The sequence below is a fragment of the Clostridioides sp. LIBA-7602 genome, from assembly GCF_056688945.1.
This window is the reverse complement of record NZ_CP196991.1, coordinates 2,525,187-2,542,139: the sequence shown is the minus strand read 5'-3', so window position 1 is coordinate 2,542,139 and position 16,953 is coordinate 2,525,187. Positions and strand designations below refer to the sequence as shown.

General features: G+C 27.7%; 14 protein-coding genes. 9 read left to right on the top strand and 5 right to left on the bottom strand.

The window, feature by feature from the left end:
* The first annotated feature begins 45 nt into the window (after positions 1–45).
* The 3 genes from ACTG45_RS12215 (at position 46) to ACTG45_RS12205 (ending at position 4,127) form a co-directional block, all read left to right on the top strand.
* Entirely contained in the window at positions 46–906 is an 861-nt protein-coding gene (locus ACTG45_RS12215) for an alpha/beta hydrolase (RefSeq protein WP_021385147.1), read from the top strand.
* A 96-nt stretch (positions 907–1,002) separates the two neighbouring features.
* Complete coding sequence (locus ACTG45_RS12210) at positions 1,003–1,872, top strand: radical SAM protein (RefSeq protein ID WP_021385163.1); 870 nt, start codon at positions 1,003–1,005, stop codon at positions 1,870–1,872.
* Between the two features lie 254 nt (positions 1,873–2,126).
* Positions 2,127–4,127, top strand: coding sequence for an oxidoreductase (locus ACTG45_RS12205; RefSeq protein ID WP_479919067.1), 2,001 nt, complete (start codon positions 2,127–2,129; stop codon positions 4,125–4,127).
* A gap of 162 nt (positions 4,128–4,289) precedes the next feature.
* Here ACTG45_RS12205 and ACTG45_RS12200 read toward each other — a convergent pair whose 3' ends face one another.
* Positions 4,290–4,922, bottom strand: a complete 633-nt coding sequence (locus ACTG45_RS12200) for a CatB-related O-acetyltransferase (RefSeq protein WP_021385176.1) — start codon at positions 4,920–4,922, stop codon at positions 4,290–4,292.
* A 412-nt stretch (positions 4,923–5,334) separates the two neighbouring features.
* On the opposite strand from ACTG45_RS12200, the gene ACTG45_RS12195 reads away from it, so the two are divergent.
* Positions 5,335–6,546 carry a GNAT family N-acetyltransferase gene (locus tag ACTG45_RS12195; RefSeq protein ID WP_021385258.1) on the top strand — a complete coding sequence of 404 codons (1,212 nt, stop codon included), beginning with the start codon at positions 5,335–5,337 and terminating at the stop codon, positions 6,544–6,546.
* Positions 6,547–6,611: 65 nt separating this feature from the next.
* Here the strand turns inward: ACTG45_RS12195 and ACTG45_RS12190 are convergent, their stop codons facing one another.
* Positions 6,612–7,517, bottom strand: coding sequence for a LysR family transcriptional regulator (locus ACTG45_RS12190; RefSeq protein ID WP_021385255.1), 906 nt, complete (start codon positions 7,515–7,517; stop codon positions 6,612–6,614).
* Between the two features lie 373 nt (positions 7,518–7,890).
* On the opposite strand from ACTG45_RS12190, the gene aroD reads away from it, so the two are divergent.
* Positions 7,891–8,658, top strand: a complete 768-nt coding sequence (aroD, locus tag ACTG45_RS12185; protein WP_021385195.1) for a type I 3-dehydroquinate dehydratase — start codon at positions 7,891–7,893, stop codon at positions 8,656–8,658.
* Between the two features lie 66 nt (positions 8,659–8,724).
* Here the strand turns inward: aroD and ACTG45_RS12180 are convergent, their stop codons facing one another.
* The 3 genes from ACTG45_RS12180 to ACTG45_RS12170 all read right to left on the bottom strand — a co-directional run bounded on the left by ACTG45_RS12180 (position 8,725) and on the right by ACTG45_RS12170 (position 10,229).
* Positions 8,725–9,402 carry a hypothetical protein gene (locus ACTG45_RS12180; protein WP_021385141.1) on the bottom strand — a complete coding sequence of 226 codons (678 nt, stop codon included), beginning with the start codon at positions 9,400–9,402 and terminating at the stop codon, positions 8,725–8,727.
* A gap of 149 nt (positions 9,403–9,551) precedes the next feature.
* Positions 9,552–9,878: a helix-turn-helix domain-containing protein gene (locus tag ACTG45_RS12175; RefSeq protein ID WP_234781119.1), complete on the bottom strand. Its 327-nt coding sequence runs from the start codon at positions 9,876–9,878 to the stop codon at positions 9,552–9,554.
* A gap of 12 nt (positions 9,879–9,890) precedes the next feature.
* The gene (locus ACTG45_RS12170; RefSeq protein ID WP_021385206.1) at positions 9,891–10,229 is read right to left on the bottom strand and encodes a helix-turn-helix domain-containing protein; all 339 of its coding nucleotides are present in this window, start codon (positions 10,227–10,229) and stop codon (positions 9,891–9,893) included.
* Positions 10,230–10,919: 690 nt separating this feature from the next.
* Here ACTG45_RS12170 and ACTG45_RS12165 point away from each other — a divergent pair.
* From ACTG45_RS12165 to ACTG45_RS12150, 4 genes are all read left to right on the top strand, one after another.
* Positions 10,920–11,486, top strand: a complete 567-nt coding sequence (locus ACTG45_RS12165; RefSeq protein WP_021385074.1) for a beta-class carbonic anhydrase — start codon at positions 10,920–10,922, stop codon at positions 11,484–11,486.
* A gap of 304 nt (positions 11,487–11,790) precedes the next feature.
* The gene (locus ACTG45_RS12160) at positions 11,791–12,252 is read left to right on the top strand and encodes a MarR family winged helix-turn-helix transcriptional regulator (protein ID WP_021385058.1); all 462 of its coding nucleotides are present in this window, start codon (positions 11,791–11,793) and stop codon (positions 12,250–12,252) included.
* A 67-nt stretch (positions 12,253–12,319) separates the two neighbouring features.
* On the top strand, positions 12,320–14,566 hold the full coding sequence (locus ACTG45_RS12155; RefSeq protein WP_479919066.1) for an ABC transporter ATP-binding protein: 2,247 nt from the start codon (positions 12,320–12,322) through the stop codon (positions 14,564–14,566).
* On the top strand, positions 14,559–16,391 hold the full coding sequence (locus ACTG45_RS12150) for an ABC transporter ATP-binding protein (protein ID WP_021385076.1): 1,833 nt from the start codon (positions 14,559–14,561) through the stop codon (positions 16,389–16,391). Before ACTG45_RS12155 ends, ACTG45_RS12150 begins: the two co-directional genes overlap by 8 nt.
* Positions 16,392–16,953: the final 562 nt, after the last annotated feature.

Sequence of the window (16,953 nt, the reverse complement as noted above, 5' to 3'; positions counted from 1 at the left end):
TAGGATAAACTATAATAGTATTCAAATATTATGGGGGTTAGATTTATGAGTAAAGATGTAAAGGTAAAACGTAATAAGAAATATGATACATTTAGTATAACTATGGAACTTGAGAGACCTTTACTTTATGATGAGGTTGAAAACAAAGATGATAAAAATAATAATAATAAAAAATTTAATATAAAGAAAAAGATATTTAAGGGAATAGGTATACTATTTGTATTGATTTTGCTTGGTTTTTTCATATGGATAAACAAAACATACGAACCTCAAAAACTAGCAAAAGAAGCTTTGGTTAGTAATAGCAAAGTCGAGGTAACTGTAAATGGAAATATTTCATTTACACCAAAAGGAAAAAAAGTTTCTAAGGGTTTTATTTTCTATCCAGGAGCTAAAGTAGAGATAGAATCTTATGCACCACTTGCTAGAAAAATAGCAGAAAGTGGATATGAGGTAGTAATTGTAAAGATGCCACTTAATATAGCCCTACTTGGAACCAACAAAGCTCAGAAAGTTATGGATTCTTACAACAATATAGAGCATTGGGTAATAGGAGGTCATTCATTAGGAGGAGTTGCAGCATCAAATTTTGCACGTGATAATAAATTAATTGATGGAGTTGTATTTTTATCTTCTTATCCAATGGGTGATGATTTGAAACAGCTAGGCAAAAAAGTTATATCTATATGGGGAAGTAAAGATGGTGTAGTCAATTTTAAAAGTCTTGTAGAATCAAAACAAAAACTTCCTGATGATACAACTTATGTTGAGATTGAAGGTGGAAATCATGCACAATTTGGAGATTATGGAAAACAAAAAGGAGATAATGATGCTATTATAAGTCAAGAAAAACAACTTAACATCACTGCTGATAGTATTATTAAATTTTTAAAGAATATATCTTAAACTAAAATTTAAAGTCTATAATTATATAAAGTATTATTTTAATTAAATATTAATAATATAATAGAATGAAGATTTGATTACAAGGGGGATTTTAATATGGAATATGATATGCCACTTTATAGACCACCAAGTGAGGCTTATAGTCTTATAATACAAGTCACGCTAGGATGTTCTCATAACAAATGTACATTTTGTAGTATGTACAAATCGAAAAAATTTAAAATAAAGCCATTAGAAGTAATAAAAAATGAAATTGATATATTTAGAAGACATTATAAACATGTAGAAAGAATATTCTTAGCAGATGGTGATGCATTGATAATACCAATGGAGAAACTAAGAGATATAATATTATATATAAAAGAAGTTTTTCCAGAATGTGAAAGAATTACTTTATATGGTTCTCCTAAATCTATAGAGAAAAAATCTGATGATGAACTTAAAGAGTTAAGAAAACTTGGCGTTAAGATGATTTACCTAGGGCTTGAAAGTGGAAATGATGATGTATTAGAAGATATTAAAAAAGGATTCAACAGTGAACAATTAATAAAAGTTGGTAGAAAAGTTAAAAAAAGTGGTATCAAATTATCATCTACAGTAATAGCAGGTATTGGAGGAACTAAAAAAACACATCAGCATGCAGTTGATACTGGAAAAATGCTAGGTGCAATTTCACCAGATTATGTGGGTGTACTTAGCTTAATGGTAGAGCCTAATACTGAACTTTACGATTTACTTCAAGCAGGAGAGTTTACAATATTAGAAGATAAATCTGTATTACAAGAAATTAAAGAGATGATAAAAAACATAGATGCCAGTGAAAAGATTGTATTTAGAAGTAATCACGCCTCAAATTATGTTAACTTAAAAGGTATATTACCTGATGATAAGCAACGTTTAATTGATGAGATTGATTACTATCTAAGTAATCAAAAACTAAAAAGAGAAGAATATAGAAGATTGTAGTTTTTGCCTATCAATATATATTAATTGGTAAGTAAAATATTAAAATTGTTTAGACTGAAAAAAACATGCTACATTAATAGCTGATTGCTATTAATGTAGCATGTTTTTTTAAAAATATAGAGAAATTATTCATAGAAAAAATCTATTAATAATGATTAAAATATGCACTAGTTTAATAGGTTTCCACGCATTATAATAAAGACATAAATTTAATTTACAAAAACTATAAATATAAAATGTGTGGAGGAATAGAAATGAATAAATATCAAAATATCTTTGAACCATTAACTATAAAAAGGATGAATGTAAAAAATAGAATAGTTATGCCACCAATGGGGACAAATTTTGGTGGTGAAAGTGGAGAGTTTAAAGATGAGCATATAAAGTATTATGAACAAAGAGCAAAAGGAGGGACAGGACTTATAATAGTAGAAAATGCTTGTGTAGATTTTCCTTTAGGCTCTAATGGAACAACACAGATAAGAATAGACCATGATAAATATATACCTGCTTTATATAAGTTAACAGAGACCTTACATAAGTATGATACATGTGTAGCAATACAAATTAATCATTCAGGAGCTTCTGCTGTACCAGAGAGAATAGAAGGCTTAGTTCCTGTATCTTCTTCAAATATACCTTCAAAAAAGGGAGGAGCAATTCCTAGAGAATTAGATGTAGAAGAAATTTTTAATATTGCAAAAAAATATGGAGAGGCAGCTAAAAGAGCTCAAATAGCAGGTTTTGATGCAGTTGAGATACATGCAGGGCATTCATACTTAATAAGTCAATTTTTATCTCCAATTTATAATAAACGTACTGACGATTTTGGTGGAAATATTGAAAATAGAACCAAATTTGCAAAACTAGTGATTGATAAAGTCAGAGAAGAAGTAGGTCCATTATTTCCAATATCTTTAAGGATAAGTGCTGATGAATTTATGGATGGAGGAAATACTTTGGATGATACTCTAAAACTTCTAGAATATTTAGATGAAGAAGTAGATATATACAATGTATCAGTAGCATTAAATGACTCTATACAATTTCAGATAGATAAGATGACATTGGAAGATGGATGGCGTTCATACATATCTAAAGCAATTAAAGAAAAATTTGGCAGACCAACAATAGTAACAGGAAATATAAGAAATCCAGAAATAGCATCAAAAATACTTGAAAATGCTGAAGCAGATTTTATAGGTATTGGTAGAGGTCTCATAGCTGATTCTAATTGGGTTAAAAAAGTACAAAGTGGTGAAGAAGGTTCAATAAGAAATTGTATTTCATGTAATATAGGATGTGCAGGTAATAGGATTGGGGCAAATAGACCTATTAGATGTACAGTAAATCCTGATTTGATAAATGGAGAGGAATATAAGCAAAGGAAGGTAAACAAAAAAACAAATGTAGTTGTTATAGGAGGAGGCACAGCTGGTCTTGAAGCAGCAGCTACAGCAGCAGAAGTAGGGTGTAATGTATTTTTAGTAGAAGAAAAGGACGAGATAGGTGGACTTGCTAAATTAATATCAACTTTTCCAGACAAAAGGAGAATATATGATTTTCCAGATTACTTGATTAAAAGAGTTAATGAATTAAAAAATTTAATTATATTTAAAAATAAAAAAGCAGATATTAGATTTGTGGAAAATTTAAAACCAGATATAATTGTAAACGCTACTGGTTCAAGACCATTACTTCCTCCAATAACTGGATTACTGGATAGGATAGACAAAGATGGAGAAAATATAAGTTCAATATTCAAACTGTTTGATGATATAGAATCTTTTAGAACGAGAGATTTGAAAGGTAAAAAAGTAGTAGTTGTTGGAGGCGGTGCTGTTGGGCTAGATGTTGTAGAATTCTTTTCAGAAAACAAAGCTAAAACTTGTATAGTTGAGATGCTACCAGTAGTAGGAAAAGATTTAGACCCTATAACGAAGGTGACAATGAATAAAATGTTAAAAGATTATAATGTTGATGTATACACAAATACACGATTATTAGAAGTTGGAAAAGATACTTTCAAAGTAAAGAAAGGTGAAGAAGAATTTTTACTAGATTTTGATTATGGATTTATATGCCTAGGCATGAGTTCTAATAAACCAATTTTAAATGATTTAAAGGAATACTTTGAACCAAGAAATGTGGAAATTCTAAATATAGGTGATAGTAAAATAGCTAGAAGAATAATAGACGGAGTTAGAGAAGGAAGAAATATAATAACAACATTAGAAAAATTAAATCTTTTATAGATAGTAAAAAGTAAAGTAACTCTCTACAAAGTTACTTTACTTTTTAGTTTTGACTTTAATACTATTTTAATTTCTGATATATTAAAAACAATACAGTAGTTCTAAATAATCTCTTACAAAAAATCAATAAAATGAAGCTTAAGAATAAATATTAATAAAATATTAAACTAATTTATCAATATTTCCTGATTGAATATACTGAATGTTTGATTGAATTTTTTTGTATGGCCAATTCCACCATTTAATTTCTAATAACTTTGAAATTGTATCATCACTAAATCTTTTTTTTATAACTTTTGCAGGTATGCCTCCAACAATAGAATATGGTGGAACATCATTAGTAACTACGGCTCTTGTTCCAATAATTGCACCATCACCAATATGTACTCCTGACATAATTATAGAATCATATCCTATCCATACATCATTTCCAATTACAATATCGCCTTTATTATCCCACGCATCTGTTATATGGCTGACATCTAATCCCCATTCTTCATAAAAGATAGGAAATGTATAAGTAGACTGTGATTTCATTGTATGATTTCCACTAGTCATTAAAAATTTTGAATTACATGCTATTGAGCAAAACTTACCAATTATTAATTTATCGTTATTTATAGGGTAATGATATAATACATTGTTTTTCTCAAAATCTCTTGGGTCATTATAAAAGTCATTATATATTGTATAATCTCCAACTTCTATATTTTCTCTTGTGATTACATTTCTAAGGTATACAGTTTGATAATCATTACTTCTTGGGTATATTTTATTTGAATTTGGAATAGTCATGTTTGAATCTCTCCTTTATAATATGATGTTTTGACTATTCCATTATTACAATACATCTCTTCACAGAATCACTCCTTAAATAGTATTTATATTTAACTTTATAATCCATATATTTTATATTTAAAACAGACTTTTGACTATGTAGCATATTATAACAATTATACATTTAGTTGATTATATATCAAGATACTAAAACTTGCAACTACTTAATATATTAAATAAAAAATAATTTTTAATTTGAATAGCATGAGTATTTGAGAGGGAACTAATTTTTATAGTGATTTGACTATAATATCTTGTATATGGTAGAATTATGCTTATATAAATATTTATTTAGTATTTGTATAAACTTATTATCCATGTTATGTAAATGGACAGTATTTATATGTACTTATTTTTAGGAGGTTTTATTATGAGTCGACTAGAGAGACTCGAAATGAAGAATGTAGAAACTAAGCATTTACAACAATTCAATCAATTATTACGTTACGTATTTCAAGTGACAAATCAAGATTTACAACAAGTAGGCTGGGAGGAAAGAGAAATAACTCTTGCTAAACTACCTGTATTAAGACAAGCTGATGTACTTGGTTGGTTTGATGAAGATAAACTAGTATCTCAAATAGCTGTTTATCCATTCAAAATCAATATATTTGGTAAAGAATATGATATGGGCGGTCTTACTGGTGTTGGAACATATCCAGAATATTCTAATCTAGGTCTTATGGATAAACTAATGAGACAAGCATTAGCAGATATGAGAGAAAGAAAACAATCTATATCTTACTTATTTCCATACTCAATTCCATACTATCGCCGTAAGGGATGGGAAATAATATCTGATAAAATATCTTTTGAAATTAAAGATACCCAGTTACCAAAGACAAAAGCTGTTTTAGGAGAAGTTGAACGTGTAAGCATAGAACATAAAGATATACGAAATGTATATGAACGTTTTTCTAAAATGAACCATGCTTGTATGATTAGAAGTGAATTAGCTTGGGAAGAATATTGGCGTTGGGATTTAGAAGAACTCACTTGTGCTATTTATTATGATAAAAATCGTAATGCACAAGGTTATGTGTTGTATTGGATTTCTGAAGAGATATTCTATATTAAAGAGATGGTATTTGTAGAAGAAGAAGCGCGTACAGGATTATGGAATTTTATAAGTGCCCATTTTTCTATGATAAATAAAGTAGTTGGCAATACCTATACAGATGAACCATTGGCATTTTTACTTGAAGATGGGGATATTGAAGAAAATATAAAACCATATTTTATGGGAAGAATTGTTGATATAGAACAATTTATAAGTCAGTATCCATTTAGAAGACAAGAAAGTGATATAAAATTAGTTTTTCAGTTGAAAGACCCTTTACTAGATTGGAATACAGGAGTATTTACATTAAATGTTTCTAAAGATGGGAAAGGTATCTTAACTGTTGGTGGTGATAAGGCTGATTTGGCGGTTGATATACAGACACTTACAACCATGTTACTTAGCTACAAAAGACCAACGTATCTTCATAAAATAAAGAGAATCATTTGTGATAAAGATATAGTAGATTTACTAGAAAATCTTATTGAGCGTGAAAATCCATATTTTTCAGACTATTTTTAATAAATTTTAAAATTTACCTGGGATTGTATCATATTATATGATACAATCCCTTTTCTAATTCGTTTTTAGTTTTTATCTATCAAATTATTGGTCTTGCTATAATTAATAACAAAATTCTTAAATCTACTAACAGCAGGAGTTAAATATTTATTTTTTATTGTAGCTAAATATATGTATCTTTCGTGTATTGGGTTTTTTATTGACAAAATTTTTACATTGAAGTATTTAAGTGCAAAGATATTTGGAACAACAGCTATTCCATAGTTAATAGAGACTAATCCTGCAACGGCAGTATCTTCTTCTGTCTCACATACAATTTGAGGCTTTACATTGACTTTTTCAAATAACTTATCAATAATTGGTCTAATCCCACTATCCTCGCTGAAGAATATAAAAGGATAATCTTCTGTATCTTTTAAATCTACGCTATCATTTGATGCTAAAGGATGGCTATATGGTACTATTACAACCAGTTCTTCTTGAAGTATAGCTGTAAAATCTATATTGGGTTCATTTGGAACAAAAGAACAAAATGCTAAGTCAAATTTCTCGTCTTTTAAACCCTGTATAATCTTTTTTGTAGTACCTTGACCAAAGGAAAAAGAGATATTTTTATTTGGTTCTTGCTCTAAAAAACTACCAAGCATATTTGGAATGAAGTGAGCCCCTAATGTGTAAATAAATCCCAGGTCTACAACACCTTTTGATATACTAGTATATTCTCTAAGTTTTTTTTCTCCTCTTTCTAATTCACCTAATGCTTTATCAACATATGTTAGAAAAAATTTACCGTATTTAGTAAGACGAACATTTCTGCCTTGCTTTTCAAATAAAAAAGTACCCAATTCTTTTTCAAGAGCTGATATAGCATGACTTAAGCTTGGTTGAGTTATAGATAATTGAGTAGCTGCTTTTGTATAGTGTTCAACTTTAGCTAAAACTCTGAAGTAATGCAAATGATTTAGGTTCATTGATATTCAATCCCTTCATAAGTAGTGAAATTCGAGCTATTTCTACATAATTATACCATAATTTATAGATTAATTCTATTAACATCGAGAATAATATGCATTATATTAAATTCAACTTAAAGAATATTATGAAAATTATAAGATACTATAGCAAATTTAATTGTAAATACATTTAATATATGAGACTTATTATATGTAGGAAATGAGAATATTCAGTAGTGAATATTTTTCTATAACAGATTGTTATAAAAAGTAGAATAAATATTATTTTTAATCTAGTATTGTTATAATGTATATTATTTTTACTGTATAATAGAATTATAGAGAAAAAAGAATCTAAAATCCCATAGGATTTTTATGTATGGAGGAAACTATGAATAAGATAGTTCAAGTAAAAAATATTAATATAGGAGAAGGTATACCTAAGATTTGTGTTCCAATTATAGGGAAAAATAAAGAAGATATTATGAAAGAGGTTAAAATATTAAAAGAAACTTGTTTGGATATTATAGAGTGGCGTGTTGATTTTTTTGAAAATGTAGAAAATATTCAAGAAGTTAAGGAGATACTTTATGAATTGAGAAGTTACATATCTGATGTGCCTTTATTATTTACATTTAGAAGTGTAGTGGAAGGGGGAGAAAAACTAATATCAAAAGATTATTATATTACATTAAATAAAGAGATTTCTAATACAGGATTGGTAGATTTAATAGATGTAGAATTATTTATAGGAGATGAAGTTGTAAATGAAATAGTTGATTTTGCTCATAAAAAAGAAATTAAAGTAATCATTTCTAATCATGACTTTTATAAAACACCAAAAAAAGAAGAGATAATATCACGATTATGTAGAATGCAGGAATTAGGAGCAGATTTGCCCAAAATAGCTGTTATGCCACAAAATGAAAATGATGTGTTAGTGTTACTTGAAGCTACAAATGAAATGTCTAGAGTTTATGCAGATAGACCAATAATAACAATGTCCATGTCAGGAATGGGAGTTATAAGTAGATTGTGTGGAGAAATATTTGGTTCTGCATTGACTTTTGGAGCTTCTAAGAAAAGTTCAGCTCCAGGACAAATATCATTTAAAGAGTTAAGTTCAGTACTTAGTTTATTACATAAGAGTATTAAATGATTTAAAAAAAGAAAAGTAATATCTTATAAATCAACTATGGCATATTTGAAATATGCCATTAAAACACTATAAATTATATATGTAATACAAAAGTATTACTCTGTTTTTTGAGTATTGTACATTACAACACTTGTATCTATCATCATCAATTACACTAGAATGTATAGGATACTTATTTTCGTTTAACCAATATTTTTGCATATTCTTTGTCCAGGATTTTGGGAATTTAAATACTTTTTTGTTTATTATAATGTCTTCATCTTCAAAAATATTAACTTCTCTTTCAATTTTTATTTTTCTACTATATATTTTATTGATAGATTCTTTATCTAGTTTTACATCCCTATACATATCAGGACAATAACAACAAACATAACTCCTGTTTTTTCGACGTTTAAATTTTACAATCTTTTCTATACTAATTTCTAGTTTTTCTTTATTGTCTTTTATAAATTTAATATCTTCTATATTGTCACTTGAAAAAAGTTCTGTCAATCTTAGAGTATCTACAGTTTCTCTAATTATCTGTTTCTTATAAGAGCAGAGCTCATTTCCCAAAATAAGGTTTAATTTATTAAGTATGTAGTCATTTTTATATTTAAACATCTTGATTTTTTCTAATTCAGAGTTATCTTTAAATTTTAACTTTTCATACCTAAAAGTTATTTTGCTAAAAAGAGTATATTCTACATCGATATATTCTTTTGCAATCTTAAATTTATCGCTACCTTCAATCACAATCATAGCCTATCCCCAATCGTTTTATATTAAAATAAGGCCATAGAACATGGTCTAATAGTGCTAATTAGCACTATAAGACAATGTTAACACAAAAAGACAAAAAAAGGTTATTTATTTCAAATAACCTTTTTGTTTATACAGAATATAAAGAATCATATTCTATTCTTTTTTATTATATCTATAATCTGCGATATCAGATTTAACTCTCTCGAATTTAAGTCTTTTAATTCTTCATTTATATCATTTTCTAAATATGTCTTTCCAATGGGAGTAACGTCTTTTATAAGAGTATCTGCAGAGATATTCAATACACTTACAAATTTTATGAATGTTTTAAGACTTGGATTCTTCTTACCACTTTCTATTTGATTTATATACCAAGGTGATACTCCAACCATATTTGCAAACTCTTTTGAAGTTAAATTCGCTTTTTTACGTTCTTCTTTAAGTCTTTTACCTATATAATTCATTACTGTCATTACTTTCCTCACTTATATTTCCTTGTATTTAATAATGCATTTTATTAACTCTAACATTGCTGCTTGTTCTTTTTCAGTTAATTTATTAATTATTTCATAACATTCCAAAGGTATAGAGTTATCAACGCCTTCTGCTGTAATAATATTTGCAAATAACAATTCAAGTGGTATATTCAGAGCAGTAGCGATTTTCATTATAATATTGATGGATGTATTTGTTTCAGCTCTTTCAATCTGACCAATATATGTTGTATGTAAACCTGCTTTTTCTGCTAGAAACTCTTGACTATATCCCAGTTTTGTTCTATAGACTTTTATTCTATCTCCTATTATTTTTCCTATATTTGCCAATTATTATCCCTCCACCTTAGATTATATTCATAGTTTAAGTTGTTTTATATAGACTATTTATACTTTTTTAGTCTGAATATAGACTATATATGTTTTTAAACTGAAATATGTGCTATTTATTTTGCATAGTCTGTATCTACAATAAACAAATATGGATAAATCACATTCCTAATTAGACAAATATTTTTTATAATTTCATACCCGTACTACAATAATAAAACGAATTAATAATATGTTAATTATAGCATTTTTTATTGCAATTACATATTATATATGTAGAATATATTTTGAAAATTTAAATAATTTTGTATTTGATAATATTAGAAGATTGAAGTATCTAGAAAACTTTTTGATAAGTACCTAGAATCTGATTATTATGCTAGTAAAACTGATATTTTTAAATATAATAAATAGAAGTAAAATAGAAAAGTGATTAAAATAGAAGATAATTTATACAAGAATATTTCAAAAAAAATATAATTAAATAAATAATAAAATGTGTGATATTAGTTTCGATAATAAAAAAATAAATATACAAATCTTTATAAACATAGGTTATATGTAATATTATGGTAGAGTAATAATTTCATAAAAATATTTAATAAATATAAATTAAGTTATATTTGTATATATTGTAGTTCAATAGTGATATAATAATAAAAAAAATTTTTAAAGAGAGAGAGATTACATATGAAAAAACTTGAAGAGATATTAGAGTATAATAAATCATTTGTAGAGAACAAAGAATATGAAAAATATGCTACATCAAAACATCCAAATAAAAAAATAGTAGTTTTATCTTGTATGGACACAAGATTAACTGAACTTTTACCTAAAGCTATGAATTTAAAAAATGGAGATGTAAAGCTAATAAAAAATGCAGGAGCTACCATAATGCATCCTTTTGGTAGTATTATGAGAAGTATTCTAGTTGCAATTTACGAATTTGATGTAGATGAGGTTATAGTTGTAGGGCATCATGGATGTGGTATGTGTAATGTTGATACAGATAAATTGCTTAGTAAAATTTTAGATAGAGGGGTATCTAATGATGTGATACTTACACTTCGTAGTGCTGGAATTGATACAAAACAATGGCTACATGGATTTGATTCTGCAGAAGAATCTGTAAAAGATAGCATTAATTTAATAAAAGAACATCCTTTGATTCCAAAAGGAATTATTGTACATGGCTTAATAATTTCACCAGAAACTGGAAAATTAGATATCGTTGTAAATGGTTATGAGAATAAATAGAATATTATAGTAGTATATAAGCAATATAGTGTTGTATAAAACGTTGTTTCAAATTTATTTTGGAACAACTTTTTTATTTGAAAATATATGAAAAGGTTTATTTTAAGCTTTTCAATAAAGAAAATATAAGTAGCTAGCTAATTAAAAAACTTACTATTATTTATTAAAATTATAACTAAATAGTACAAAAATATTTAATAAATGAAATTTATATGAATTTTTTATAAATATATTGAAAAAAAGTATACGATATAGTAGAATAACACTTAGCCGACTAAGTAATATAAAAATAAGGAGGGGAAGTATGAATAGTAATTCTGAAGAAAGATTGAATGATGTTTTCTTGCAATTAATGCGAATATATTTTATAAGAACTCATTTTTATTTTGATAAATTAGGCTTATATCATGGTCAGCCACAAATACTTTTTTCACTAAAAATGAAGAATGGCCAAAGTCAAAAAGAATTAGCAGATAAAAGAAAAGTGAAAGCATCCACTACTACAGTTATGATAAAAAGAATGGAAAAAGCTGGACTTGTAGAGAGAAAACAAGATGAAAAGGACCAAAGAGTATCTAGGATTTTTTTGACAGATAAAGGATTAGAAACATGTAATAAAGTCGAGGAATTCAATCAGGAGCTAGAAAGAGAATTCTTTTTAGGATTTAGTGAAGAAGAAAAGATAGTACTTAGAAGACTCTTAATGCAAGTAAGAGATAATTTGAAAGCAGGATGTCATAAACATGAGGATGAAAAATATTTTTAAATTTTGAAATAATATTTTTCAATTTAATGTCATTAGACTAATTAATATTACAGAAGGGAAGAAATGTATGTTTAAATTAATTAAATATTTAAAGAAGTCAGCATTACCAATAGTGGTAATAGTATGTCTATTGGTAGTTCAAGCAGTATGTGACCTTTCTTTACCAGAATACACATCCAATATAGTAAATATAGGTATACAACAAGGTGGAGTAGAAAACTCTGTTCCATCTGTGATTAGAAAGGGAGAATTGGATAAAATTACTTTATTCATGGATAAAAGTAGTAAGGATAAAGTATTAGATAATTATACTTTATTGAATAAAGAAGATTATAGTAAGTATAAAGATGAGTATCCAGGTCTAAAAGAAGAATCTCTTTATGAGTTAAATACTAAAGATAAAGATACTATAGATGATTTAAATTCTATCTTTGGTAAAGCTATTTTAATAGTAGTGGGACTTGAAGGTGATAGTAAAGAAGTAAAAGCGATGAAAGAACAGCTAATGAGTCAACTTCCACCACAAGCTACTCAAGGTGGAGATATTGATGTGTTTAAGTTGTTATCAGCAATGCCAAAAGAGCAATTAGATACATTAACTAAAGAGATGAGTAAAGGTTTTGAAGATATGCCAGAAAGTATGATAACACAAAGTTCTGTATCATATGTAAAGGCAGAGTATGAGAAAATAGGAATTGATACAGAAAAAACTCAAAATAACTATATATTACTTACTGGTGCAAAAATGCTTGGTATAGCTATGATTAGTATGGTAGCTACAATAACAGTAGGATTCTTAGCAGCAAGAGTAGCAGCAAGTGTAGGTAGAAATCTAAGAAGTGGAGTTTTTAGAAAAGTTATGTCATTCTCAAATACTGAGATGAATGAGTTTTCTACAGCCTCATTAATTACTCGTAGTACAAATGATATTCAACAAATACAAATGTTGATGGTTATGTTACTTAGAATAGTATTCTATGCACCTATAATGGCTATAGGTGGAGTAATAAAAGTTTTAAATACAAATACTTCAATGGCATGGATTATAGCAGTAGCAGTAGTTGCTATTTTATCATTAATAGTAGTGTTATTCTCAGTGGTTATGCCTAAGTTCAAACTAGTTCAAAAGCTTGTTGATAAGTTAAACTTAGTCAGTCGTGAAATAATAACTGGTATACCAGTCATTAGAGCTTTTAGTACTGAAAAACATGAAGAAGAAAGATTTGATGAAGCAAATAAAAACTTAACTAAAACAAATCTTTTTGTAAATAGAGTTATGACGTGTATGATGCCTGCTATGATGCTTATAATGAACCTTATCACAGTTCTTATAGTTTGGAGAGGTGCATACAGTGTTGATTCTGGGGCAATGCAAGTTGGAGATATGATGGCATTTATACAGTATACAATGCAGATAATAATGTCATTCTTGATGATATCAATGGTATCTATTATGCTTCCAAGAGCATCTGTTTCAGCTACACGTATAGATGAAGTAATAGTATCAGATATAAGTATTAAAGACCCTCAAAAAACAGAAGTGCAAGAATTTAAAGAAGATAAAAAAGGTCTTGTTGAATTTAAAAATGTTTCATTTATGTATCCAGATGCAGAAGAACCTATATTGACAGACATATCCTTTACAGCAAAACCAGGAGAAACAACTGCGTTTATAGGAAGCACTGGTAGTGGTAAGTCAACTCTTATAAATTTAATTCCTCGTTTCTTTGATGTTACAGAGGGAGAAATATTACTTGATGGAGTTAATATAAAAAATGTTTCTCAACATGACTTAAGAGAAAAAATTGGATATGTACCTCAAAAAGGAGTATTATTCTCTGGTACTATAGAATCCAACTTAAAATATGGTAGAAAAGACGCAACAGATGAAGAAATGAGAACTGCAGCTGAAATAGCTCAAGCTACAGAATTTATTGATTCTAAACCAGAAGCTTTTAAAACTGAAATTTCTCAAGGTGGAACAAATGTATCTGGAGGTCAAAAACAAAGACTTTCTATTGCAAGAGCAATAGCAAAAAATCCAGAAGTGTATATATTTGATGATAGTTTTTCCGCTCTTGACTTAAAAACGGATGCAGCTCTTCGTAAGGCTTTAAAATCACAAACTGCTGAAAGTACAGTACTGATAGTTGCACAAAGAATTAGCACCATCCTACATGCAGAACAAATTATTGTTTTAAATGAAGGAAAAATAGTTGGAATAGGAACACATAAAGAGCTTCTAAAAAATTGCGAAGTTTATGAGCAAATAGCTTTATCACAACTTTCAAAGGAGGAGCTAGGTAATGAGTAGAATGGGAAAAGGTCCTATGGGAAAATCTATGGGAGCAGGGCAAAAAGCAAATGATTTTAAAGGAACTATGCGAAAACTAATTGCATATTTATCTAAATTTAAAATATCAATAATTTTGGTAATTGTATTTGCTATTGGAAGTGCATCATTTTCTATAGTAGGTCCAAAAATCTTAGGTAAAGCAACTACAAAGATATTTGAAGGATTAGTGAGCAAAGTTTCTGGAGGTAATGTAGGTATAGATTTTGATGCAATTGGAAAAATCTTAGCATTTTTACTTTGCCTTTACTTGATAAGTGCATTATTCTCTTTTATACAAGGATTCATAATGAGTGGAATTTCTCAAAAAGTATCCTATAATTTAAGAAAAGAGATTTCAGTAAAATTGGATAGATTGCCAATGAAATATTTTGATACTAAGACACATGGTGAAATATTATCAAGAATTACGAATGATATAGATACTTTAAGCCAAAGTTTAAATCAAAGTATGACACAACTTATAACATCAGTGACAACTATGATAGGTGTTTTGATAATGATGTTATCTATAAGTGGTATTATGACATTGGTAGCAATTTTAATATTGCCAATATCAATGTTTGTAATTTCAAGAATAGTAAAGAAATCACAAAAATACTTTAGGTCTCAACAAGAATATTTAGGAAATGTAAATGGTCAGGTTGAGGAAACTTACAGTGGTCAAACAATAGTAAAAGCATTTAACCGTGAAGAAGAAGTAATTGAAGAGTTTGATAAATTAAATGATAATTTGTATAATTCAGCATGGAAATCTCAATTTTTATCAGGTATAATGCAACCACTTATGATGTTTATTGGAAATTTAGGATATGTAATGGTATCAATCTTAGGAGGTTGGCTTGCAATTAAGAAAACAATTGAGGTTGGAGACATACAATCATTTATACAATATGTAAGAAACTTTACACAACCTATGACTCAAATTGCACAGGTTGCTAACTTACTACAATCAACAGCAGCAGCTTCAGAAAGAGTATTTGAGTTTTTAGAAGAGGAAGAAGAAGACCAAATTGTTGAAAATGCAGTTTCAATAGATGGTTTAGAAGGAAAAATTGATTTTGAAAATGTCAACTTTGGATATAATCCAAACAAGACTATAATAAATGATTTTTCAGTAAATGTTAAACCAGGTCAAAAAGTTGCCATTGTTGGTCCTACAGGAGCAGGTAAAACTACAATAGTTAAACTTTTAATGAGATTTTATGATGTTAATAGTGGTGCAATATTGATTGATGGTCATAATATTAAAGATTTCAATCGTAGTGAACTTAGAGAAATGTTTGGTATGGTTCTTCAAGATACATGGTTATTTAGTGGTTCCATTATGGAAAATATAAGATATGGTAAGTTAAATGCTACAGATGAAGAAGTTATAGAGGCTGCTAAATCTGCACATGTTCATAGATTTATCAAGACATTGCCAGATGGATATAAGATGAAACTAAATGAAGAAGCAAGTAATGTTTCTCAAGGTCAAAAACAATTATTGACTATAGCTCGTGCTATTTTAGCTGACCCTAAAATCCTAATACTAGATGAAGCTACAAGTTCTGTTGATACTAGAACAGAAGTATTGATTCAAAAAGCTATGGATAATCTTATGGAAGGTAGAACAAGCTTTGTTATAGCTCATAGATTATCAACTATACGTGATGCTGATATGATTCTTGTTATGAATGAAGGCGATATAGTTGAACAAGGAAATCATGAGGAACTTCTAAAGAAAGGCGGATTCTATGCCAATCTTTACAATTCTCAATTTGAAGAAGATGAAGCAATGTAACAAAAAATTGATTTAGAATAGATGTATAATTCATTAAGATAAACTAAATAGATAAGATTATATTTTATAAGTATAGTCTTATCTATTATTTTATGTCTTTACAAAGTATGTATTTTATTATACTATGTAATAAGGAAAATGTTGGAGGTGGTTATCAAAATGTATATTTAATCATATTCTTTAAATTTTATTGTAAATGAAATTTAATTTTAATAGTTAATGATTGTATAAAAGTGTATATTTCTATTGCTTTTATTAATCATGTAAAAAACTACTTAAATTTAAGAATTGGATTAAATATAATATGGTAATTGCATATGAGTCAATTAAATTGACATATTTTTAATATATATTTAGAATTTTAATCCTTCTTATGATATAAGTAGCTTGTTTGTATTACTTAGATTTGTAAGGAGTTTTTTTATTGAAAAAACTACATAATATAATTGAGAGGGGGTGTATGAAAGTGATTTTTTCTATAAGATTGAGAAAATAATGCACGATTATGGTTATTATAATGTTAAATTAGAAGTGTCATTTAAGGATAAGATAAAAATAGAAT